This is a genomic window from Bacteroidia bacterium, from assembly GCA_020852255.1.
Classification (GTDB): domain Bacteria; phylum Bacteroidota; class Bacteroidia; order JADZBD01; family JADZBD01; genus JADZBD01.
Genome location: JADZBD010000020.1, coordinates 1 through 20525, shown reverse-complemented (window position 1 = coordinate 20525; position 20525 = coordinate 1). Strand labels below are relative to the sequence as shown.

Sequence of the window (20525 nt, the reverse complement as noted above, 5' to 3'; positions counted from 1 at the left end):
AATTTAAGAACGAACGATTAATACAGGAAGTATTTCTTCAGGGATTGGACAGGTCGTTCAACAATATACCACGATCCACTCGCAAGGGCAACCAGCAAAATGAAAAGAGTCCAGTAATAATAATTATTCGCCGAAGAATCCATTCCGAAGTAATTCAAAACAGTTTCATAAATTACAGGAATGAATAAATGAAAGACATACATCCCGTAAGATATCTTTCCTCCGAATATCACAAGTTTGTTATGTAGCATAAACCCGAAGATTCCTTTGAAACCGGATGTGGCACAGCGAAAAACAATCAGTGCGGCAATACAGGAAAACAACAGACTGTCGAAAGCCTCCCTGTACCATGCTGCCCACGGGTACAGCTGTAGAAAAAGCGTACCGAGATAAAGAGTTATTCCGCCAATAAGCAGCGGTAAAGACAATAATCTCCCGGACCACCCCGGATGATAAATTGACAGCCACGCCATTAAAGCACCCAGGCCAAGACTATGAAGGTTACAGGTAGTAAAATAATTGGTAGCCATCCACAGATCTGAATGACTAAAATATAATCTTGAAAGAACAGAAAGCAGCACGGCTCCGGCAATAACGTAAATCGAATACCGTGGCCTAATAAACAATATGAACAGCGGCCAGATGAGATAGAACTGTTCTTCAACAGCCAATGACCAGAAATGGTTAAAATTCCCGATATATGCATTATGCATTGACTGATAGATATTCGAAGTGTAGCTCACCAACCATGGGAATATTTCACGTGTATTTTCATAATCTATCAGATAGAGGGTAAATACAGAAAGATAGTATATTGGGAAAATACGAAGTACCCTGCGAACATAAAATGACCAAAGTGATTTCAGCGGTTTTCTCCCGGAGTCGTTACTATTAAGAAGGTTGCGTGTGATCAGGAAACCACTTAGTACAAAAAATAATGTTACGCCATGCACAAAGGGGAATTTTGTCCAAAACGGATCCGACCAGTTCCATTGTACCCAATGTGCTACGAGTACAGAAGAAATAGCATAAAAGCGTAGTCCATCCAGTTGGGGAATATGTCCTTCCCTGCTCATTTCGGTATATATTTTCTGATATCAGCGGCAAGAACAGGGGTAAAGGCGGCTACTCCGGCTGCATTCAGATGTGAATTATTGTAAAAGTAAGACCTGTCATAGGAAACAGGGTGCTCGGAATAATCCAGGAAAGGAACACCATACACACGGGAATAGTTCTTGTAGAGTGTGAGCATCGCATCTCTGTTCCTGACCATATCACGTGTCTCTTTCAGTTCGGGAGTATAAACAAACAACAATTCAATGTTTTTCTCACGGCAATCAAGGATGAATCGCCGGAACAACCGGATGGTTTCCTTGCTAGGCACTACCGTAAATCCTTCGGGAGTCATCGTACCACCGGCGAGATCCGCCCGCCAGCCTACCTCTCTGTTCCTGAATCCATTTTTTCTGAAAGGGGTGCTATCCGTCAATCCCAGCGCAATCCGCAAAGCTTCATTTTTCCAGCGGAATTCGCCGTAGTACCGCACCGAGGGGAGCGCATAATCATACTTACTAAACCCCTGCATAGAGGAAATGTATTTCCTAACCGTGTCATTTCCTGCAACAAAAGGAAGGAATTGTTCTGAACCATACAGGTCCTCCCTTTCTTCGAGACTAAAAACATCCAGAGATAAAATGATCAACCGTGGAGGTGGGTTGTACCTGAGATATTCCAGGTGCCGGAGATAGATGATCCTGAATTTATGTCCGTCTATACCAAAATTATACACCTTTCGTTGAAGCGTATCCTGCAATATATGCGGATCAATCTGAACCCAGGCGCGGGAGGACCCATACACTGCAACTTCCGCGTCAATTGCGCCTGAATAAATGGCATTCCACACTTCGATTTCCCCGGGAGGGGTATGCGCTTTCGACAAATGATTCGAAAGGAACCAGTCCACAGGATACATAAGCCCGATCACCGGAAGCAGAAAAAAGAAGATACGGAGAAGAAAGCTTTTCATTAAAACTGAAAATATATAAATGTTTGCGCTTTCCCTCCGAACCAGACCAGTACAAGGAGAAAAAGGTAATAGCATCCAAAGCGAAGGGCCGTGCTTTTCCATCGCGCCATAGCAGCAATCGCATATTCTTCTTCCCTTCCCGTCCATTCCACTACCATCATTACAAGTATCCATCCTAACGCAAGTAGGGACTTCCCCGTGAAGGCTTCCGTAAACGAACCACTGAGCGAAAATATACCGGACAGGTAGCTGAAAGCTCCCGTAAGACTCTCTGCCCTGAAAAATATCCATGCGAGCGTAACAAGAAAAAAAGTAAACAGCATTCTGCTCCCTTCTCTCAGCCCGGGCAACGTACGGCCACGTGCAGGAATATCCGTATGTAATCTGTTTTTCCCGAGCATCAAGAGGGGAAGAAAGAATAGAGCGTGCAGCAGCCCCCAAAATATGAATGTCCAGTTTGCACCATGCCAAAACCCGCTTATAATAAATACAAGCAAGACGTTTCGTACCGTTCCCCACTTACCGTTTTTACTTCCACCAAGGGGAATATAGACCTGATCGCGAAACCAGGTTGATAGTGAAATATGCCAGCGTCTCCAGAATTCAGCCACATCTCTGGAAAAATACGGGTTATCAAAATTTCTCATCAAACGAAACCCAAACAAACGTGCCGTACCCAGAGCAATATCAGAGTACCCCGAAAAATCACCATAGATCTGAAAACTAAAGAACATGGCCCCTAACAGAAGCTGCATAGAAGAAGCCCCAGGGTCATTAAAAGCACTATCCGCCAGCATAGCACAATTGTCGGCGATAACCAGTTTTTTAAAGAATCCCCAAAGCATTTGCCGTAATGCGTGATGTGCCTCCACCTTATTAAAATCATGTTCCTTTTGAAATTGGGGAAGCAGATGGGCCGCGCGTTCAATGGGGCCAGCAACCAGTTGTGGGAAAAAACTAACAAAAGCACCGAAAGAAAGCACGTCCCGTGAAGGGGCAATTTTTCCGCGGTACACATCCAAAACATAACCCAGCGTCTGAAAAGTATAAAAACTGACGCCCACCGGAAGAACAATATTGAGGCTGCTGCATTCAAAGGGAATCCCGAGAAAGGAAAAACTTTGACTGAAAGAAGTAATAAAAAAATTACTGTATTTGAAAAAAACCAATATGCCCAGATTAAGAATGACACTGGTCCACAGAAAAACTTTGCTTTGCGCAGGGCGGTCTGCAATGAGCTGTGCCATGCGGAAATCGACCATAATGCTCAAGAGGAGCAATGAAACAAAACGCCAGTCCCACCAACCGTAGAAGAATAAACTAACACACAGAATCCAGAGATTCCGGTTACGAATGCTTTTGTCCGGGATCAGGCGATAAACAAGAAAAGCCAGCGGAAGGAACCAGGCAAAGTCAATTGAATTGAAGATCATTCTGTGAACTTATAGCCCACCCCGCGGATGGAATGAAAATGCGCCGGTCTTCTGGGGTTGTTTTCAAAATATTTTCGGAAGTTCACAATATAATTGTCGATCGTACGTGTGCTGGGATATACTTCAACGCCCCAAACAATTCGAAGAATTTCTTCCCGGGAAACCACCTCCCCCTTCCGTTCGATCAGAAGCTGCAGCAAATGGATTTCCCGTTTCGAGAGTTCCAAGGTATCGCCGTTTACTCCCCTGATCATGTACGACTGAAAGTTTATCTCATTCCCGGAAAACCGGAATACGGTACCCGGAGGAGAGATAAATGTAGCCGAGCGTCGCAGAAGCTTCTGGACCCTGAGCAATAGCTCCTCCAGCTCAAAAGGTTTGGTAAGATAATCGTCTGCGCCGATCCGGAGGCCCTGTATGCGCTCCGAGCCACCGCTTCTGGCGGTTAGAAACAGAATGGGAACATCTTTATTTGTGAGCCGGATCGTCTGACAAATCTCAAATCCATCAGCGCCGGGGAGCATTACATCAAGTATGATCAGATCCCAGTAAGCCGCGCGGTATGCTTCCAGCGTTCGTATGCCGTTGCTGCAGGCCGTAACAGAATAGCCCTCCAACTCAAGATTGAGTTTTATTGCCTTCAGAAGATGCTCTTCGTCTTCGGCCAGGAGAATCCTTGGGGTCATTCTGTTTTGTTAACTTCACAAAAGTAACCAATATACGGGTATCAGAGGGAATTGATACCTTTGTAATTGAAGGCGAACAAACGCATTGTAAATCGAATTCTATTGACATTTTTCTCACATGAATAACAGACTTTTACTGGTTTTATCCACACTGCTGGCAGGCCTTTGCTGCAGAGCCGCAGTACTTACTGTACCGCTCGGTTACCCAAGTATCCAGGCAGCAATCAACGCATCCTCTGCGGGAGATACAGTTGCTGTATCACCCGGCACCTATTTTGAAAACATTAATTTCCGGGGGAAAAACATCCTTGTAACCAGCCTTTACTATTTAATCCAAGACACGACCTACATCCGTTTGACCATCATCAACGGAAGTATGCCGGCTGATTCAGATACGGCCAGTTGTGTGATTTTTAATTCCGGGGAAGACAGCACAGCCATTCTTCAGGGATTTACAATTACCGGTGGCGGGGGAACAAAATGGAATGACATTCACGGGGCGGGGCTTTACCGGGAAGGAGGCGGGATACTGATCGAGTTATCCTCTCCAAGTATCCGTCATAATCTGATTATCAACAATGCCTGTACGGATCAAACCGGAGTAGTTAGTACCGGAGGAGGAGGCATACGGGTTGGCGATGGGAATCCTCTTATCTGCTCTAACTCCATTATCTCAAACAAAGCAAGATACGGGGCAGGAATAGTACTCAATTATACAGGATGCCGATTAACAAACAATATCATTGCCTCCAATACCGGAGGGCAGGATTATTACGGCGGTTCAGGAATTTGGATCTATAACAATCTTTCCAATACGCCGAAGCTGATTATTAACAACACCATCACGAACAATAATTCAACACTTGCAAACGGAACGGGAGGGGTATCCTCCTGGGCAGCCACAAATGTCACCTTAAAAAACAATATCATTTGGGGAAACTTTCCGGCCACACAGATAAAAAGTACGACCTCGACCTTGACCGTGAGTTATTGCGATATTGGTGGCGGTTACACCGGAGCCGGAAATATGAATGCCAACCCGGTTTTCGTTGCGCAGAATTATTTTCTTCTGAACAACTCACCCTGTGTGGATGCAGGAGACAGTACGACAGTGTATAATGATAATGAGGATACCGGAAATCCCGGCTTCGCCCTATTCCCCTCTATGGGAATTTTGCGGAATGATATGGGTGCCTACGGAGGTCCCTGCAGTTCAATGCCTCCCTCCTTTCCCTCCTCCACATCGGTACAGGAGCTGCACCAATGGCATCAGAACGCCGCTGTGTATCCGAATCCGGCTGTTCATTCCGCGGAGCTGGTTTTATCCTTGCCAGTGCCCGCATTCGCGGATATCTTCATCACCAACATCGCAGGGTATCAAATATCACCTTCTGTTCGCAGCCAATACGGGAAGGGCCGGCATGTCATCCCTTTAAACACGGAAGACTGGGAATCCGGTGTCTATTGTATTACGGTTCATGTTCACGGGCGTCCGCCGGAAACAGTTAAACTGATTGTTATACATTGATAGATGGATCACATTCTCCTGTTCCAAACGGTTTTATATGTTAGTGATCAGGAAGCCAGTTGCATATTTTACCGAAATATTTTTCGTAAGGAGCCGGAACTTCATGTACCCGGGATGACAGAATTCCGGATTTCCAAGAACTGTAAATTAGGATTGATGCCCAACCGGGGTATCGCTAAAATACTTAACGGAAAAACACCTGATCCCGGATCCGGCAATGGAATTCCCCGCTGTGAACTTTATCTGCATGTAACCGACATAGAAGCCGAATTTAACAATGCCCTACGCAGCGGGGCAGGATTAATCAGCCCCATACTGCTCAGAGACTGGGGTCACAGCGCATGTTATTTTTCGGACCCGGACGGACATATAATTGCCTTTGCCTCTGCAATTGAAAGGAAATGGTTGTAGTTGATACTGTATCCTTAAAACAAAAAGTTTAAGTTTCATGTTTGATGATTCCGAAAAAATCACCCTGAAGATCGAAGGTATTTCCCCAATGGTGGAGGATGACTCATCGGCGCATGAGAAAACCTTTGTTAAAAAAGAAATGGCAGACAATGGAAGTATCCGGATCAAATCACTCCCATGCCGGTAAAGCGCACGTTCATCAGAAGAGTTCTATCTGACCGCCTTTCCCCTTTTTTGATTTAACGCTTTTGGCTTTCGCTTCCTGCACCGGAGACAGCTTGCTGTCCTCAAATTCAAGTTCCGGATCATCCGCTCCGCCTTTGGCAGGAAGCAGATCCATCCCTTTGATCTTATCAAAATGCAATCTATTTCCCTTCGCTTTTACGCCCATAACTTCCACGAAACGGGACAGCTCCAGTTTCTTCTTCTTGTCCTGTCCGCGAAAACTTAAAGCCACCACCGGCTCGCGCTGGGTAGTGGCCAGCTCCAGGGCATTGTCTTTCCCTTCCGGTATAAATCCCACACGATCACGTGCCAGTTCCACAATGAATCTTTTAACGAAATATCCTTTCTTATCCGCATCATAATAAACTGCGGTTACCGCCTTGCGCGGGTCAAATTTTTCAATCAGTATAATATCGTCTTCAAAGTGAATGCTTGTCTCGAAGCCCGTAATCCGGTAGTCACCTCGCTGGTTAATAGACAATATCTTGTCTTCCGGGCGGAATTCTCCTACATAGGTTCCCTTCTCACTATTGTTCAAACGATGAACAGTATCATCAAACCAAACCTTCACTTTCTGTATCTGCCCCTCCCCTTTTTCTTTCATTACCACTTTACGGACCGTGTATTTTGTAACCTGGTTTCCGATCGTATCCCTGCCCTTTACTGCCATGGCTCCAAAATCCACATCAAATTCTGTTTTGCGCAAAGATGGAGCTGCGCGAAGGATAATAGATACAACCTCTGATTCGCCGTTCGGATTGGCTGAAAAATAGAGCACCTCAGAACCGGGCGTGCCGCGGGTAAGGGAATACATTTTATCGCGGGTAACCCCTCCCACCGTAAAGCGTTTCATAAAAGTGATCCCCTTGGGGCCGTCGCGGTACACCATATGATATACCGTCTTCTCCTCCCCGCGCCGAAACACGGCCACATGCCTGATATCTTTTCCCATGAAGACCTTATCCGCCATTTTGACCACCCGCATTGTTCCGTCGCCTGCAAATGCCACAATCTCATCGAGTTCTGAACAATCGCAGACGAACTCATCCTTCCGTAAACTCCATCCAATAAATCCCTCCTCCCGGTTCACATACAATTTCGTGTTGTTAATGATCACCTGCCTGGCCTCTATTACTTCAAAGCTCTTGATCTCCGTACGCCGCTCTCTTCCTTTTCCGTATTTATTCTTCAGCTCTCTGTAATACTCAATAGTATAGTCTGTGAGATTTTTCAGGTTATGCTTAGTATCTGCAATGCCCTTCTCCAGACCCTTCATGTACTCATCTGCCTTTTTCGCATCAAATTTAGAGATGCGCTTGATTTTGATCTCGGTAAGTCTGGTAATATCTTCGACAGTGATCTCTCTCAAAAATTTCTTTTTGTAGGGTTTCAGCCCTTTATCAATAGTCTGAATTACAGAATCCCAGGTTTCGCAGTTTTCAATGTCGCGATAAATACGTTTTTCTATAAAAATCTTTTCAAGGGAACTGAAATGCCAATCTTCCTGCAGCTCGTTTAATTTGATTTCCAATTCCTGCTTCAACAATTCCTGCGTACGGAATGCAGTACGGCGAAGCATTTCATTCACACCCAGGAATACAGGTTTGTCGTTTTCAATAACAACCGCGTTCGGAGCAATACTTACCTCGCAATCCGTAAAGGCATAAAGTGCATCTATGGTTTTATCAATATCGGTGCCCGGAATCAGATGGATTACCACTTCAACATTCTCGGCTGTATTATCCTCAACTTTCTTTACTTTGATCTTGCCTTTGTCATTCGCGGAAAGAATGCTCTCAATCAGTGACCCGGTGGTAGTGCCGAAAGGAATTTCAGAAATGACGAGGGTCTTTTTGTCTTCCTGACGTATGCGGGCCCGCACGCGTATTCTTCCTCCTCTCAAACCTTCGTTGTATGCAGAAAAATCTGCGAGGCCCCCCGTAGGAAAATCCGGCAAAATATTCGGCTTTCTTCCTTTTAATGCTGATATGCTTGCGTCAATGAGCTCAATAAAGTTGTGGGGGAGGATTTTACAACTTAATCCAACCGCAATCCCTTCCACACCGGAAGCCAGGAGTAATGGAAACTTTACAGGCAGAGTTTCAGGTTCCTTATTCCTTCCGTCATAACTGGAAAGCCAGACGGTAGTTTTAGGATTGAATACCACCTCCTGCCCGAACTTAGACAAACGGACCTCTATATACCTTGGGGCCGCCGCACTATCGCCCGTTAAAATATTTCCCCAGTTTCCCTGGCAATCAAAGAGCAGGTCCTTCTGGCCGATCTGCACCATTGCGTCACCTATCGAAGCATCTCCATGCGGATGATACTTCATTGTATTTCCAATAACGTTTGCAACCTTATTATAGCGACCATCTTCCAGCTCATTGAGTGAATGCAGTATCCGGCGCTGAACAGGCTTCAATCCATCATTCACATGCGGAACTGCGCGCTCAAGGATTACATAGGACGCGTAGTCGAGGAACCAGTTCTCGTACATACCGGACAAGTGAATTACGGATCCGGATTTATCGTTCACCGGACGGGGTACATTTGGACCGTCTTCCTCTTCCCCTCCCTTTTTTGCCTTCTTTTTGCCTTTGCTCTCAGGTTTCTTCTTAGCCATTTCGCATCTTCATTTCAGGATCAGGCAGATTCTGCAAGATCCTATTCCACTTTTAAGTTTTCAATAATAAAATTCTGACGTTCCTGGGTATTTTTACCCATATAATAAGCGAGAACATTCGCCACATTGGTTTCCTGCCCAATGATCACCGGCTCCAGCCGCATGTCCTTTCCTATAAAATTCTTAAACTCATCCGGAGATATTTCTCCCAGTCCCTTGAATCGGGTAATCTCAGGCTTCGGTCCCAGTTTTTCTACTGCCTTCCGTTTTTCCTGCTCGCTATAGCAATAGATGGTTTCCTTTTTATTGCGCACACGGAATAGCGGGGTCTGCAAGATGTACACATGTCCGTTTTTTACGAGGTCCGGAAAAAACTGAAGGAAAAAAGTCAGCAGAAGCAATCGAATATGCATCCCATCCACATCCGCATCGGTGGCAAGCACAATGTTATTGTACCTCAGGTTTTCCACACTTTCCTCAATATCCAGAGCTGCCTGGATCAGATTGAATTCCTCATTCTCATAAACAATTTTTTTAGAGAGACCGAACGCATTCAGAGGTTTCCCTTTCAGGCTGAATACTCCCTGTGTTTCTACGTCTCTTACCTTTGTGATAGATCCGCTGGCAGAATCTCCTTCGCAAAGAAAAAGGGTTGTTTCCTTCGCCCGCTCATGATTCGTGTTAAAATGAACCCGGCAGTCGCGCAGCTTCTTGTTATGAAGGCTTGACTTTTTCGCCCGTTCACGCGCCAGTTTCTGGATACCGGCGAGTTCCTTGCGTTCCCTTTCGCTCTGGATGATCTTTTGCTGGAGGGCTTCGGCCATTTCAGGATGCTGATGCAGGTAGTTATCGAGTGCATTCTTCACAAAATCTCCCACAAAACTCCGCATCGAGGGCCCCTTTGGTCCTACGTCCAGGGATCCCAACTGTGTTTTCGTCTGAGATTCAAAGACCGGCTCCTGCACTTTCACCGAGATGGCCGCTACAATTGAGGTCCGGATATCCGCCGCGTCAAAATCCTTTTTGTAAAATTCCTTGATCGTTTTGGCGACTGCTTCCCGGAACGCGGAAAGATGAGTCCCGCCCTGGGTTGTATGCTGACCATTCACAAAGGAGTAATATTCCTCACCGTACTGACTATTGTGGTGTGTCATCGCAATCTCTATGTCATCCCCTTTCAGGTGAATGATGGGATACAATACCTGATCTTCTGCAATTTTTCCTGTAAGAAGGTCCTTAAGACCGTTCTCAGAATAGAATTTCTTGCCGTTGTAATTCAGGGTTAGCCCCGTATTCAGGTAAGCGTAGTTCCACATCATTCGCTCTACGTACTCATTGATGTGGTGGAACTTTCCGAACATTTTCTCGTCGGGAGTATAGATCACAATGGTGCCCGGTTTTTCTGAGGAAGATTTCGGCCGTTCCTCCTTTTTCAGTGCGCCACGCTGAAATTCGGCGATCACCGTTTTCCCGTCCCTGACACTTTGGATGCGGAAGTGAGAGGATAACGCGTTCACCGCTTTGGTGCCCACTCCATTCAGGCCAACGGACTTTTTAAAGGCCTCCGAATCGTATTTGGCCCCGGTATTGATCTTCGAAACACAGTCTACAACCTTCCCAAGCGGAATGCCCCTGCCATAATCCCTGATGGTTACACTCTCGTCGCTTACCTCCACATCTATCTGCTTGCCGAATCCCATCACATATTCGTCAATGCAATTATCTATCACTTCCTTAATGAGGATGTATATCCCATCATCATAGGAGGAGCCGTCTCCCAACTTTCCTATATACATCCCGGGTCGCAGCCGGATGTGCTCTTTCCAGTCCAGCGATCGAATGTCAGCTTCTGTGTACTTTGCCATTTTCTCCGTTTCCTAATTCAAAATTTATTCTTTTCCTTCCATTGCATTTTAACAGATCATGTATTCCTTAGGGACAGAGTCAGTTTTTCTTCTGAGCAAACACATGCAAAGAAAAAAAGCAAGGGAGCAGGATCATTATCAAAGAATTTTTTTGTGACTGTTTCATTGAACTTAATACAGACTCTACCTTTTACACGTTGAACCTGAAATGCATAACATCTCCGTCATCAACAATATATTCTTTGCCTTCGATTCCCAGTTTCCCGGCGTCGCGACAGGCAGCTTCCGATCCAAGTGAAACAAAATCCTTGTATTTGATCACCTCTGCTTTGATGAAACCTTTCTCAAAGTCAGTATGGATCACCCCGGCTGCCTGTGGCGCGGTCATCCCCCTTGTAATGGTCCATGCCCGCACCTCCTTCACTCCGGCCGTAAAGTAAGTTTGGAGATTCAGGAGTTTGTAAGCAGCGCGGATCAATTTATTAACACCAGGTTCTTGAAGACCCAAATCATCGAGGAATGCCTTCCGCTCCTCGTACGTTTCGAGTGCGGCAATTTCTGCCTCCATAGCAGCTGTAATCACCAGAACCTCAGCATTTTCGCTCCTAACCAGCTCCTGTACCGCATCCACATATTTATTTCCTGTCTTCGCGGCGGCCTCATCCACATTGCATACATACATTACCGGTTTCATCGTCAGAAGGTGAAGATCAGCAATGAGACTAAAATCCTCAGGACTCAACCCCGAGGCCCTGGCATTGCTACCTGATTCCAGTGTTTGTTTCACTTTCAGCATCACTTCAACCCTCTTTTTCGCATCCTTGTCGTTTCCTGATTTTGCAGCCCTTTCCAGGCGTTTGTACGCCGTATCTACCGTTTCAAGGTCTTTCAATTGCAACTCCGTGTCAATAATCTCCTTGTCGCGTACCGGATTTACGGAGCCGTCTACATGAACCACATTAGGGTCGTCGAAACACCGCAACACATGCAGAATAGCATTGGTTTCGCGAATATTTGCAAGAAACTGATTTCCGAGACCTTCGCCTTTGCTTGCGCCTTTCACCAAACCGGCAATGTCCACGATCTCCACTGTGGTGGGAACAATCCTTTCAGGCTTCACCAGTTCAGAAAGCTTATTCAGCCGTTCGTCAGGAACCGTGATCACTCCCACATTTGGCTCAATAGTGCAAAATGGAAAATTGGCCGCCTGCGCTTTGGCATTCGACAAACAATTAAAAAGTGTAGACTTACCAACGTTCGGTAATCCCACAATACCGCATTTAAGTGCCATATGAATCGAATTTTCGGGCGCAAAGTTACCGGCGACCGGGAGCATACACGGAGTACCTTTCTCCCTAGTTTTCAACATTCTTATAAGTTTTCAACAGCAAAATCAGCAGCGTATCAAATAGGGGTAATTTTAACCACAAATGATATTTCATGGAAGCAAAAGAGGTCATTCAGACCCCATTAACACGCCAAAGGCCTATGTCGAAGATTGACGAACTGAAAAGGACAAGCTCTCAGGTTCGAAGAGATATTTTAAGAATGGTACATGCCGTTCAATCAGGCCATCCCGGAGGTTCTCTGGGATGTACGGATTTCCTTGTTGCCTTGTACTTCGACGTAATGAAGCATCATGCCAAGGGCTGGAGCATGGATGGGTATGGTGAAGATATTTTTTTCCTCTCCAACGGCCACATTTCTCCACTTCTCTATAGCGTACTCGCACGTAGCGGATATTTCCCCGTCCATGAGCTGGCCACTTTCCGGAAACTCAATTCCCGATTACAAGGCCATCCGACCACACATGAAGGACTTCCGGGCATACGAATTGCCAGTGGTTCACTGGGGCAAGGACTTTCTGTGGCGATAGGTGCAGCGCTGGGTAAAAAACTGAATAAGGATAAGAGTTTGGTGTTCAGCCTGCATGGCGATGGAGAGATCCAGGAAGGACAAATCTGGGAAGCGGCCATGTTTGCATCGGCCAATAAAATAGATAACCTCATCAGCACTATAGATGTGAATGGCCAACAGATTGACGGTCCGACAGATAAAGTGCTTCCATTGGGTGATCTGGAAGCAAAATGGCACGCATTTGGCTGGGAGGTACTAAAAACCGACGGACATGACATGGTTGCGCTGGTCAATACGCTCAATGAAGCGAAAGGAAAGTGCGGAAATAAAAAGCCGGTGATGATACTGATGAAGACTGAGATGGGAAAAGGAGTAGATTTTATGGAGGGAACACACCACTGGCATGGAGTAGCGCCAAACGATGAACAACTAAAGAAAGCGCTGGCACAGCTGGAAGAGACGTTGGGAGATTATTAAATATGATATAATACCCTTGCATTGATTGTGAAGACGAAACAACGTTCAGGAAGTTATTCAGTTGCAGCATTACTGCTGTTGCTGCTGTTATCTGTTGCTGCGTTCTCCCAGCAGACGACCACACGGATACTTTTTGTATTCGACGATTCGTTCAGTATGTACGGACAGTGGCAAACAGGGATTAAAATTGATAAAGCGAAAGCGATGTTCTGTGATTTCCTGGATAGTCTGAAAGGCAAACCAAATCTGGAAGTTGCTCTGCGCGTATATGGTCACCAGTTCCCCTTGCAGCCGCAACGCAACTGTGAGGACACGAAACTGGAAGTGCCATTCGGTGTGCCGGTAGAGAATATCCCGAAGATGAAAGCGAAGATCAAAGGCCTGGTTCCAACAGGAACTACCCCTATCGCCTATTCATTAGGCCAATGCGCGAATGATTTTCCGAAAAAAGCCAACACCCGTAATGTGATCATTCTGATTACAGATGGCATTGAGGAATGCGGCGGAAATCCCTGTGAAGTTGCCATGAAGCTGCAGAAGTCCGGCATCGTACTTAAACCATTTGTAATCGGCATTGGTCTGAACCAGCTCTTTGGCGAGCAGATGGGATGTATCGGGAAATACTACGACGCCAGCAGTGAGGAAAGTTTCAAGAATATTCTGAATGTTATAGTTACCCAGGTTCTGAATAATACCTCTGTGCAGGTGAATCTTCTTGATAAATCCGGGAAGCCCACTGAAACAGACGTGAATATGACATTTTATGACCAGTACAGCGGAGAGATCAAATATAACTACATGCACACGATCAATCACCGCGGAAATCCGGACACACTAATGATCGATCCGCTGGGAACTTATAAAATGGTTGTGCATACAATTCCGCCTGTAAGCAAGGAGAATATTACCATTACACCAGGCAAGCATAATGTAATCGCTGTGGACGCCCCTCAGGGAACATTGTATGTAAAGATTAACGGTACCAACAACTATAAGTCGCTGCCGGTGATCGTCAGAAAAAGCAAAGATCCGTCCACACTGAATGTGCAGATGATCAATGATCCTGAGAAGTACATTACCGGCTTTTATGATATAGAAATTCTTACACTGCCGAGGATCAAGATGAAAGACCTGACGATTTCGCAAAGCACCACAACCACCATTGAAATTCAGGAATCAGGCATCGCAACAATCATCCGGCCCAGCCCGGGTCCGTGCAGCCTATACCTTGAAGAGAACGGGAAGCTGGTTTGGGTGACCAATCTTGAGAGCACTCTTACCAGTGAAAATATTGTTTTGCAGCCCGGTAATTACCGCGTCGAATACCGTCCGCAAAATGCGAAAGAGTCTGTATACACCGTAGAGCGTAAATTTACCATCAACCCCGGCGGTTCATCCACTGTCAAAATGTACTGAAATGAAGAAGTTCACCTTCACCGAAAAAAAAGATACACGAAGCGGCTTTGGCGCCGGCCTTCAGGAACTGGGAAAGAAAAATCCCAAAGTGGTGGCACTCTGCGCCGACCTCACCGGTTCACTGAAAATGGATGCCTTCAAAAAGGAAAATCCCGAAAGGTTTTTTCAGGCAGGAATCGCAGAAGCAAATATGATAGGAATGGCAGCCGGGCTGACGGTGGGAGGACACATTCCATACACTGGCACCTTCGCTAATTTTTCCACCGGAAGGGTTTACGATCAGATTCGTCAGAGTGTGGCCTATTCCGGGAAGAATGTAAAAATCTGTGCGTCGCATGCCGGACTTACGCTGGGCGAGGATGGTGCCACCCACCAGATTCTTGAAGACATTGGCCTAATGAAAATGCTGCCGGGCATGGTGGTGATCAATACCTGCGACTTTAATCAGACCAAAGCTGCCACTCTTGCCATTGCTGATTACGAGGGACCTGTGTATCTACGGTTCGGAAGACCCGCTGTACCTAACTTCACTCCGGCGGATCAAAAATTCGAGATTGGCAAGGCGGTGATGCTTAATGAGGGTAAGGATGTAAGCATTTTTGCCACCGGACATTTGGTATGGGAAGCCATACAGGCATGCGAACTGCTTGAAGCCCAAGGTGTTTCTGCCGAAGTAATAAATATACATACCATTAAACCTTTAGACGAAAAAGCCGTCTTAACTTCCGTACGCAAAACCCGATGCGCCGTAACAGCGGAGGAGCATCAGGCCCACGGAGGGCTTGGAGACTCCATCTCACAACTGACAGGAAGAGAATTTCCCTGCCCGGTTGAAATGGTAGCTGTGAACGATCAGTTCGGAGAAAGCGGAACGCCGGCGGAACTCATGAAGAAATACGGGCTTACCAAAGAAGCAATAGCAGAGAAAGCCCTGAAGGCCATGAAGCGCCGCTCCTGATCTAAGAGAGTGGAACTTACTGACAAGGAACTACTGGCCCAATTCAGAACTCCCGATACCCGGGAGCGCGCGTTCACACATCTGGTGGAACGCTACCAGAAAAAAATCTATTGGCATATCCGGCGTATCGTTATCAGTCATGACGATGCGGACGATGTTGTCCAGAATGTTTTTATAAAAGTGTGGAAGAGCCTGGATAAATTCAATGAAGATTCCCAACTCTTTACCTGGCTCTATCGAATCGCCACAAACGAATCTCTTTCCTTTCTCCGACAGAAGAAAGCTCATTTGTACGTCAACTTTGATGATGTAGCGCACGGGTTGAGTAAAACGCTGGAAGACGACAACTACTTTAAGGGAGATGAATTACAGAAAAAGCTGCAACAAGCCATTCTGAATCTTCCGGACAAACAACGGATCGTATTCAATATGCGCTACTTTGAAGAAATGCCTTATGAACAAATGAGCGATGTGCTGGAAACTTCTGTCGGTGCCCTGAAGGCGTCGTACCATCACGCGGTGAAAAAAGTAGAGGAATATATGATAAAGAATATGGAGAGATGATGGGATACCGGGATACGCATTAAACCTTTTACGATTTAGGCAGTCTGATTATTGAATGGATAGGGTATTTAAAATAAAAGATTATAAGTTACTGAAAAACAACCCTTTTACATTACCAGAAGGGTATTTTGAGGAGCTACCCGGGATGATTCGCTCTAAAATGAGACTTCCTTCAAAGGATGGCTTTACGGTGCCTGTTGCGTATTTTGATGAATTGGGGGTAAGGATAATCAGACAGTCCCACATGGAAGAAGCCGGCACAGCGAATCCTTTTCAGATACCTCCCACGTACTTTGAGGAACTTCCCGGACAGATCAAAGCCAGCATTGCAACGGAGCAGCTTTACCGTCAGAAGGATGAAGTGCATGAAATACCCGGAGACTATTTTAAAACTCTTTCCTCCCGTGTGATGCAGAAGATCAGGGAGGAAGATGCTTCGGAAAAAGAGGTAAAAATTGTCCGAATCTCGCGTACACGCGCGTGGTGGGCCGTTGCCGCCGGTTTGTTGATTATGACAGGAATCAGCAGCCTGCTCTTTTTTCTGAAGGACGGCGCTACCCCCGGCAACGGCCAATTTCTGCTTAGTGAATCCAGCACATCGCTTGTTATTGAAAATCCCGAGCAATTTAACATAGATGAACAATCGCTCCTGGAAGAAATGGGAGTGGAAATGCATGAAGGTCCGGACGAATCTGCTGCGGAAGATCTGCTGCTGGAATCCGGTGAAGAAATCAGTTCGGAGATCAACGAAACAGAATAACATGAGGACGATAACGATACTTTTTTTCCTCTGTTCGCTGGGACTTTATTCCCAGAAGAGCACAAAGGACGACATTGATGCACTGCGAGTCACCGTTATGAACAAGGCGATGGGACTTACTACAGATGAGGCCGCTAAATTCTGGCCGATCTATAACGACTATCTGCAGAAAAAAGACAACCTCAGAAAATCCCACCGCCAATCGCTCAAGGCAAAATACCCAGACCTTGATAAGTTGAGTGATGAAGAGGCTAATGCACTGATGGAAGCGGAGATTTCCTATAAACAAAAAGAGCTTGACCTGCAGAAGGACATGATTAAAAAAATAAAAGCAGCGATACCTCCAAAAAAGGCAGCCCGCGTTTTTAAAGCAGAGGAAGAATTCAGGAAGGTACTGATCATCAAAGTAAAGGAGTCTGGCAGTGAGCAGTAAGCATTGTAAGAAATTTGTATGAAAAGAACGTTAGGCAGTGATAAGTTGCTGTGGACAGTGAAACTGCTAATGGTGCTGCTGCCCTTTATTTTTGGAAACAGCGGTTATGCTCAGGACACCCTTGCACGTGGTCCCAAACATTATTTCAACAGCACCTTCTGGTTTAACTGGTACGGATCCGGAGCCTACGCAATTGACAATGAAAAAATTGACACGCTCGGCAACTATTCCTTTTCACAGGGGGTGACGAGTTTTTACATCCCCGTTTACACAAAAGATATTCATAAAAAGGAAGGTACAGTGATTGCGAACCGGCACCTGTTGATCACGGGAAGTTTTTTGAAGGCACGGCCTCACTTTAGCAACCTGGCATCTCAGCATACCCTTTTCAAATCGTCGGTAGGAATTCGCTATATCTACAACAATGGCGAAAAGAATATTTGGTTTTTTGATTTTTCTCCATTTGTTACCGGAGACAACACGGTAAAAACCGGACATGAGTTCAGGATGGCGTCGGTACTTGTTTTCAACCGAACCGTGAATCACTGGTTCAGCTTCAAACTGGGCATCACCAAGACCTTTCTTTTTGGTGACCGGCTGCACTTGCCGGTGATCGGAATACGGTTGGGAAAACTGGATGGAGTTTACGCCAGCTTCACCTTTCCCAGGAACATTTCTGTAAACGTTCCCGTCGGAAAAAAATTCTGTGCTAGTATGTATGCAAAACCAATGGGAGGTATCTATAACTTTGCGAACAGCGCTCATCTGAATGACGGCAGAGACACGCTGATTTACAGCGGGCTCAGCGCTGACAGCAATTATATTATTTTCGGGCGGCTTGAGTACCTGTCGGGCTTAAAACTGGAATACACTCCATCGAGTTATTTCTCCGTTTACGCAGGCGCCGGAGTCACCCTGTTTAACTGGATGGGATTCGCTTCTTATCAGCAAAATCGCGAGAAACTGGAACGGATAAAACCTTTTGCTTCCGAGCCGCTGGAAGGCGCCAGGGGATTTATTCAGTTCGGGCTTACACTTCGCTTAGGAAAAACCAAAAAGATGGCTGGGAATACGCAGATGTACGAGGTATTTCACCTGAATAACACCTTTGATCCGGGTGATAACAACTCTGATCCGGGTGGAGGAAATAACCCTGTCAACAGGAAGGAAAAAGACATTAAACGCCTGTCTTATAAGGACATAGAGGATCTGGTAGAGGACGGGGAATTCTGAATCCGGTTGTACATGGTTAAAGGGTGCAATATTTGACTTATCTTTGCATTGCTCTGTTCATAAGAGATTAGATTTTGTTAGTAAATACCAACAGAAACCCATTTCTCTTCCTGAACTGAAACCGAACCGGAAAGTCCGGGGGAATTATTTTATTCATCAACCGGGGAAGACCCCAAAAGTAAAATGAAAACAGGAGTAGTTAAATTCTTTAATCAAGCCAAAGGTTTTGGCTTCATCAAAACAGAAACAGGCGAAGAGATCTTTGTTCACGTGAGTGGGCTGAAAGACGAAATTCGCGAGAATGATCGCGTACAGTTTGACGTTCAAGAAGGCAAGAAAGGTCTTAACGCAGTAAATGTGGTAAGAGCTTCTTAATACCAGAGATCATCCTGAACCTGGGGATTCCTGCAATGGGATCCCCTTTTTTTTTACAGCGCCGGTCGTAAGGGATCCGGAACAAAAACCCTCTATTCCGTTCTCGCCCGTTCTGCTTGCAGTTCCGGCTTAGGCGCAAGTGAAGCCCACTCTACAAACTGGAGCTTTTTAGTGAATTTGCCTTTTTGCTTTGCATCAGGCAACGTAGTTATTTTCATCATTGCCACAATGGGGTACTGATCATTCATAAGGGTGAGTCCCCTTCGCTTGGGCCGGAGCAGGTAAAACTCGGGGTTGGTCATAGAATCCCCCTTGTATACCCGGGCAAGATAATGAGGCACTTCATGATTGAGAAACATCTTCTTCTCGATAAAGGCCACGCACGGTTTCTTCATCCGTGAATTTACCGGACTAACGGGTGTGATCAGGCAATACTCTTCATAATAGCGGTTAACATTCACTTCATTTACGGACTCTCCCCTCACCCGGAATCCTGCCGACGCATTCGGTTCGCCCGGCATAGGAGAAAAAGTAAAGGGCAACTCCACCCGGAGGTTTTCCCACCTCCCCTTGATAAGCTTGAAGCGACTAAGCCTGACAACCGAAATAATAATTATGAATCCACTTGTTATAAAAGTATAGGCCATGTGCCAGGCCGCTTGTTCAAAGGTGCGCTTTTGCGAGATCAGTATTAACTGAACCAGAAACAATATCCCGTAATAGATCAGAAGTCTCCTGGCCAGTGCATCTCCGTCAATGATCTTCTTATAAGTGAACCCGGAAGAGTTGTTCAGGGCGTTATTCAGAATAATGGCGTAGAAAGAGATCGTGAACATAAAATAGATGTTGGTTACAATCCATCCCCAGTTTTCCGCTCCTTTGTGTGTCAGCCAGAAATCATAAAAGCCATGGGAAATTGCAGCAAGCAGAAGATACCAAAATCCAAGCGGAATGCTGTTTTTCCGGTGAAGGAATTTATAACGCACTACCCCGTAGGCAATAATGGAGGTGTCGAACATATGTCCGACAGAACAAAGGATCGAACGACTATCAATTACCCATGGCCCGTATCGCTGCATATAGAATACATTTTCTACTGCGGAGAATCCAAGAGCAGACACGGAGATGAATGCAACAAAATCGATGGGCTCACGTATCTGCTTCCGGAACAGGGCAAACATGATCAGGAAAGGAATCAATTTGCAGATCTCTTCCACGAGCCCAACGCGGATCACGCAGTATAACAAATCACCAATCACCGTTCCATCTTCCGGTAACCATGCCGGGAATGGGGTAAAGCGGTGTAAGAGGGTTACAATGCCTACGCTTGCGCAACCCAGGGAAAAAGTGAGAATCAGATACCCCAGTTTACTATGGGAATAAATATTGATTAGGCGATAATAATCCACCCATATCCAGGCGATAAATACCGCCACTCCAACGTGTATCCAGGTTGTTATTTCCGCCAGATTCGCCATTATCCAAAATTAAGAAAGCGCGGGTTGCCCGCGCTTTCTTAATGAATATTGTTTCTGATCACCGGATCAGACTCACATGACCCACATAGCTGTGTTTCTTTCCGAGAAAGTCGTACACCACAATCTTCCAGACATACACATCTTCCTGCGCAATATCCTTTCCTCCGTTGGCTT

At 45.8% G+C, this 20525-nt stretch carries 19 protein-coding genes; 11 read left to right on the top strand and 8 right to left on the bottom strand.

Annotated features, from left to right (window positions below; translation table 11 throughout):
• Positions 1-17: 17 nt before the first annotated feature.
• Genes IT233_11665 through IT233_11650 form a run of 4 tightly spaced genes read right to left on the bottom strand, consistent with a single transcriptional unit; the run spans position 18 to position 4145 of the window.
• Complete coding sequence (locus IT233_11665) at positions 18-1076, bottom strand: acyltransferase (protein ID MCC7303289.1); 1059 nt, start codon at positions 1074-1076, stop codon at positions 18-20.
• Positions 1073-2026: a hypothetical protein gene (locus IT233_11660; protein MCC7303288.1), complete on the bottom strand. Its 954-nt coding sequence runs from the start codon at positions 2024-2026 to the stop codon at positions 1073-1075. Before IT233_11660 ends, IT233_11665 begins: the two co-directional genes overlap by 4 nt.
• Positions 2026-3459 carry an MBOAT family protein gene (locus IT233_11655; protein MCC7303287.1) on the bottom strand — a complete coding sequence of 478 codons (1434 nt, stop codon included), beginning with the start codon at positions 3457-3459 and terminating at the stop codon, positions 2026-2028. Before IT233_11655 ends, IT233_11660 begins: the two co-directional genes overlap by 1 nt.
• Positions 3456-4145 carry a response regulator transcription factor gene (locus IT233_11650; protein MCC7303286.1) on the bottom strand — a complete coding sequence of 230 codons (690 nt, stop codon included), beginning with the start codon at positions 4143-4145 and terminating at the stop codon, positions 3456-3458. The genes IT233_11655 and IT233_11650 overlap by 4 nt, the downstream gene beginning before the upstream one ends.
• A 118-nt stretch (positions 4146-4263) precedes the next feature.
• Here IT233_11650 and IT233_11645 point away from each other — a divergent pair, with 118 nt between their 5' ends.
• From IT233_11645 to IT233_11635, 3 genes are read left to right on the top strand one after another with little or no spacing between them, the layout of a single operon-like run.
• Positions 4264-5673: a hypothetical protein gene (locus IT233_11645; protein MCC7303285.1), complete on the top strand. Its 1410-nt coding sequence runs from the start codon at positions 4264-4266 to the stop codon at positions 5671-5673.
• Between the two features lie 3 nt (positions 5674-5676).
• Positions 5677-6084 (top strand): lactoylglutathione lyase, encoded by a 408-nt coding sequence (locus tag IT233_11640; GenBank protein ID MCC7303284.1) that lies wholly within the window; start codon positions 5677-5679, stop codon positions 6082-6084.
• Positions 6085-6121: 37 nt separating this feature from the next.
• Positions 6122-6271, top strand: a complete 150-nt coding sequence (locus tag IT233_11635; GenBank protein MCC7303283.1) for a hypothetical protein — start codon at positions 6122-6124, stop codon at positions 6269-6271.
• A 12-nt stretch (positions 6272-6283) separates the two neighbouring features.
• On the opposite strand, the gene IT233_11630 is transcribed toward IT233_11635, so the two are convergent.
• The 3 genes from IT233_11630 to ychF form a co-directional block, all read right to left on the bottom strand.
• The gene (locus IT233_11630; GenBank protein MCC7303282.1) at positions 6284-8935 is read right to left on the bottom strand and encodes a DNA gyrase/topoisomerase IV subunit A; all 2652 of its coding nucleotides are present in this window, start codon (positions 8933-8935) and stop codon (positions 6284-6286) included.
• A 41-nt stretch (positions 8936-8976) separates the two neighbouring features.
• Positions 8977-10800, bottom strand: coding sequence for a type IIA DNA topoisomerase subunit B (locus IT233_11625; protein ID MCC7303281.1), 1824 nt, complete (start codon positions 10798-10800; stop codon positions 8977-8979).
• 190 nt (positions 10801-10990) lie between these two features.
• On the bottom strand, positions 10991-12091 hold the full coding sequence (ychF, locus tag IT233_11620) for a redox-regulated ATPase YchF (protein MCC7303280.1): 1101 nt from the start codon (positions 12089-12091) through the stop codon (positions 10991-10993).
• Between the two features lie 197 nt (positions 12092-12288).
• Between ychF and IT233_11615 the strand changes: the two genes are divergently transcribed.
• The 8 genes from IT233_11615 to IT233_11580 all read left to right on the top strand — a co-directional run bounded on the left by IT233_11615 (position 12289) and on the right by IT233_11580 (position 18873).
• The gene (locus IT233_11615) at positions 12289-13134 is read left to right on the top strand and encodes a transketolase (protein ID MCC7303279.1); all 846 of its coding nucleotides are present in this window, start codon (positions 12289-12291) and stop codon (positions 13132-13134) included.
• 27 nt (positions 13135-13161) lie between these two features.
• The gene (locus IT233_11610) at positions 13162-14550 is read left to right on the top strand and encodes a VWA domain-containing protein (protein MCC7303278.1); all 1389 of its coding nucleotides are present in this window, start codon (positions 13162-13164) and stop codon (positions 14548-14550) included.
• A 1-nt stretch (position 14551) separates the two neighbouring features.
• Entirely contained in the window at positions 14552-15508 is a 957-nt protein-coding gene (locus tag IT233_11605) for a transketolase family protein (GenBank protein ID MCC7303277.1), read from the top strand.
• 9 nt (positions 15509-15517) lie between these two features.
• Positions 15518-16072, top strand: a complete 555-nt coding sequence (locus IT233_11600) for a sigma-70 family RNA polymerase sigma factor (GenBank protein MCC7303276.1) — start codon at positions 15518-15520, stop codon at positions 16070-16072.
• A 160-nt stretch (positions 16073-16232) separates the two neighbouring features.
• Positions 16233-16832 carry a hypothetical protein gene (locus tag IT233_11595; protein MCC7303275.1) on the top strand — a complete coding sequence of 200 codons (600 nt, stop codon included), beginning with the start codon at positions 16233-16235 and terminating at the stop codon, positions 16830-16832.
• Position 16833: 1 nt separating this feature from the next.
• Positions 16834-17265: a hypothetical protein gene (locus tag IT233_11590; protein MCC7303274.1), complete on the top strand. Its 432-nt coding sequence runs from the start codon at positions 16834-16836 to the stop codon at positions 17263-17265.
• 18 nt (positions 17266-17283) lie between these two features.
• Entirely contained in the window at positions 17284-18498 is a 1215-nt protein-coding gene (locus IT233_11585; protein ID MCC7303273.1) for a hypothetical protein, read from the top strand.
• Between the two features lie 183 nt (positions 18499-18681).
• Positions 18682-18873 (top strand): cold shock domain-containing protein, encoded by a 192-nt coding sequence (locus tag IT233_11580; GenBank protein ID MCC7303272.1) that lies wholly within the window; start codon positions 18682-18684, stop codon positions 18871-18873.
• 92 nt (positions 18874-18965) lie between these two features.
• Here the strand turns inward: IT233_11580 and IT233_11575 are convergent, their stop codons facing one another.
• Positions 18966-20351, bottom strand: coding sequence for a PrsW family intramembrane metalloprotease (locus tag IT233_11575; GenBank protein MCC7303271.1), 1386 nt, complete (start codon positions 20349-20351; stop codon positions 18966-18968).
• Between the last annotated feature and the right edge of the window lie 174 nt (positions 20352-20525).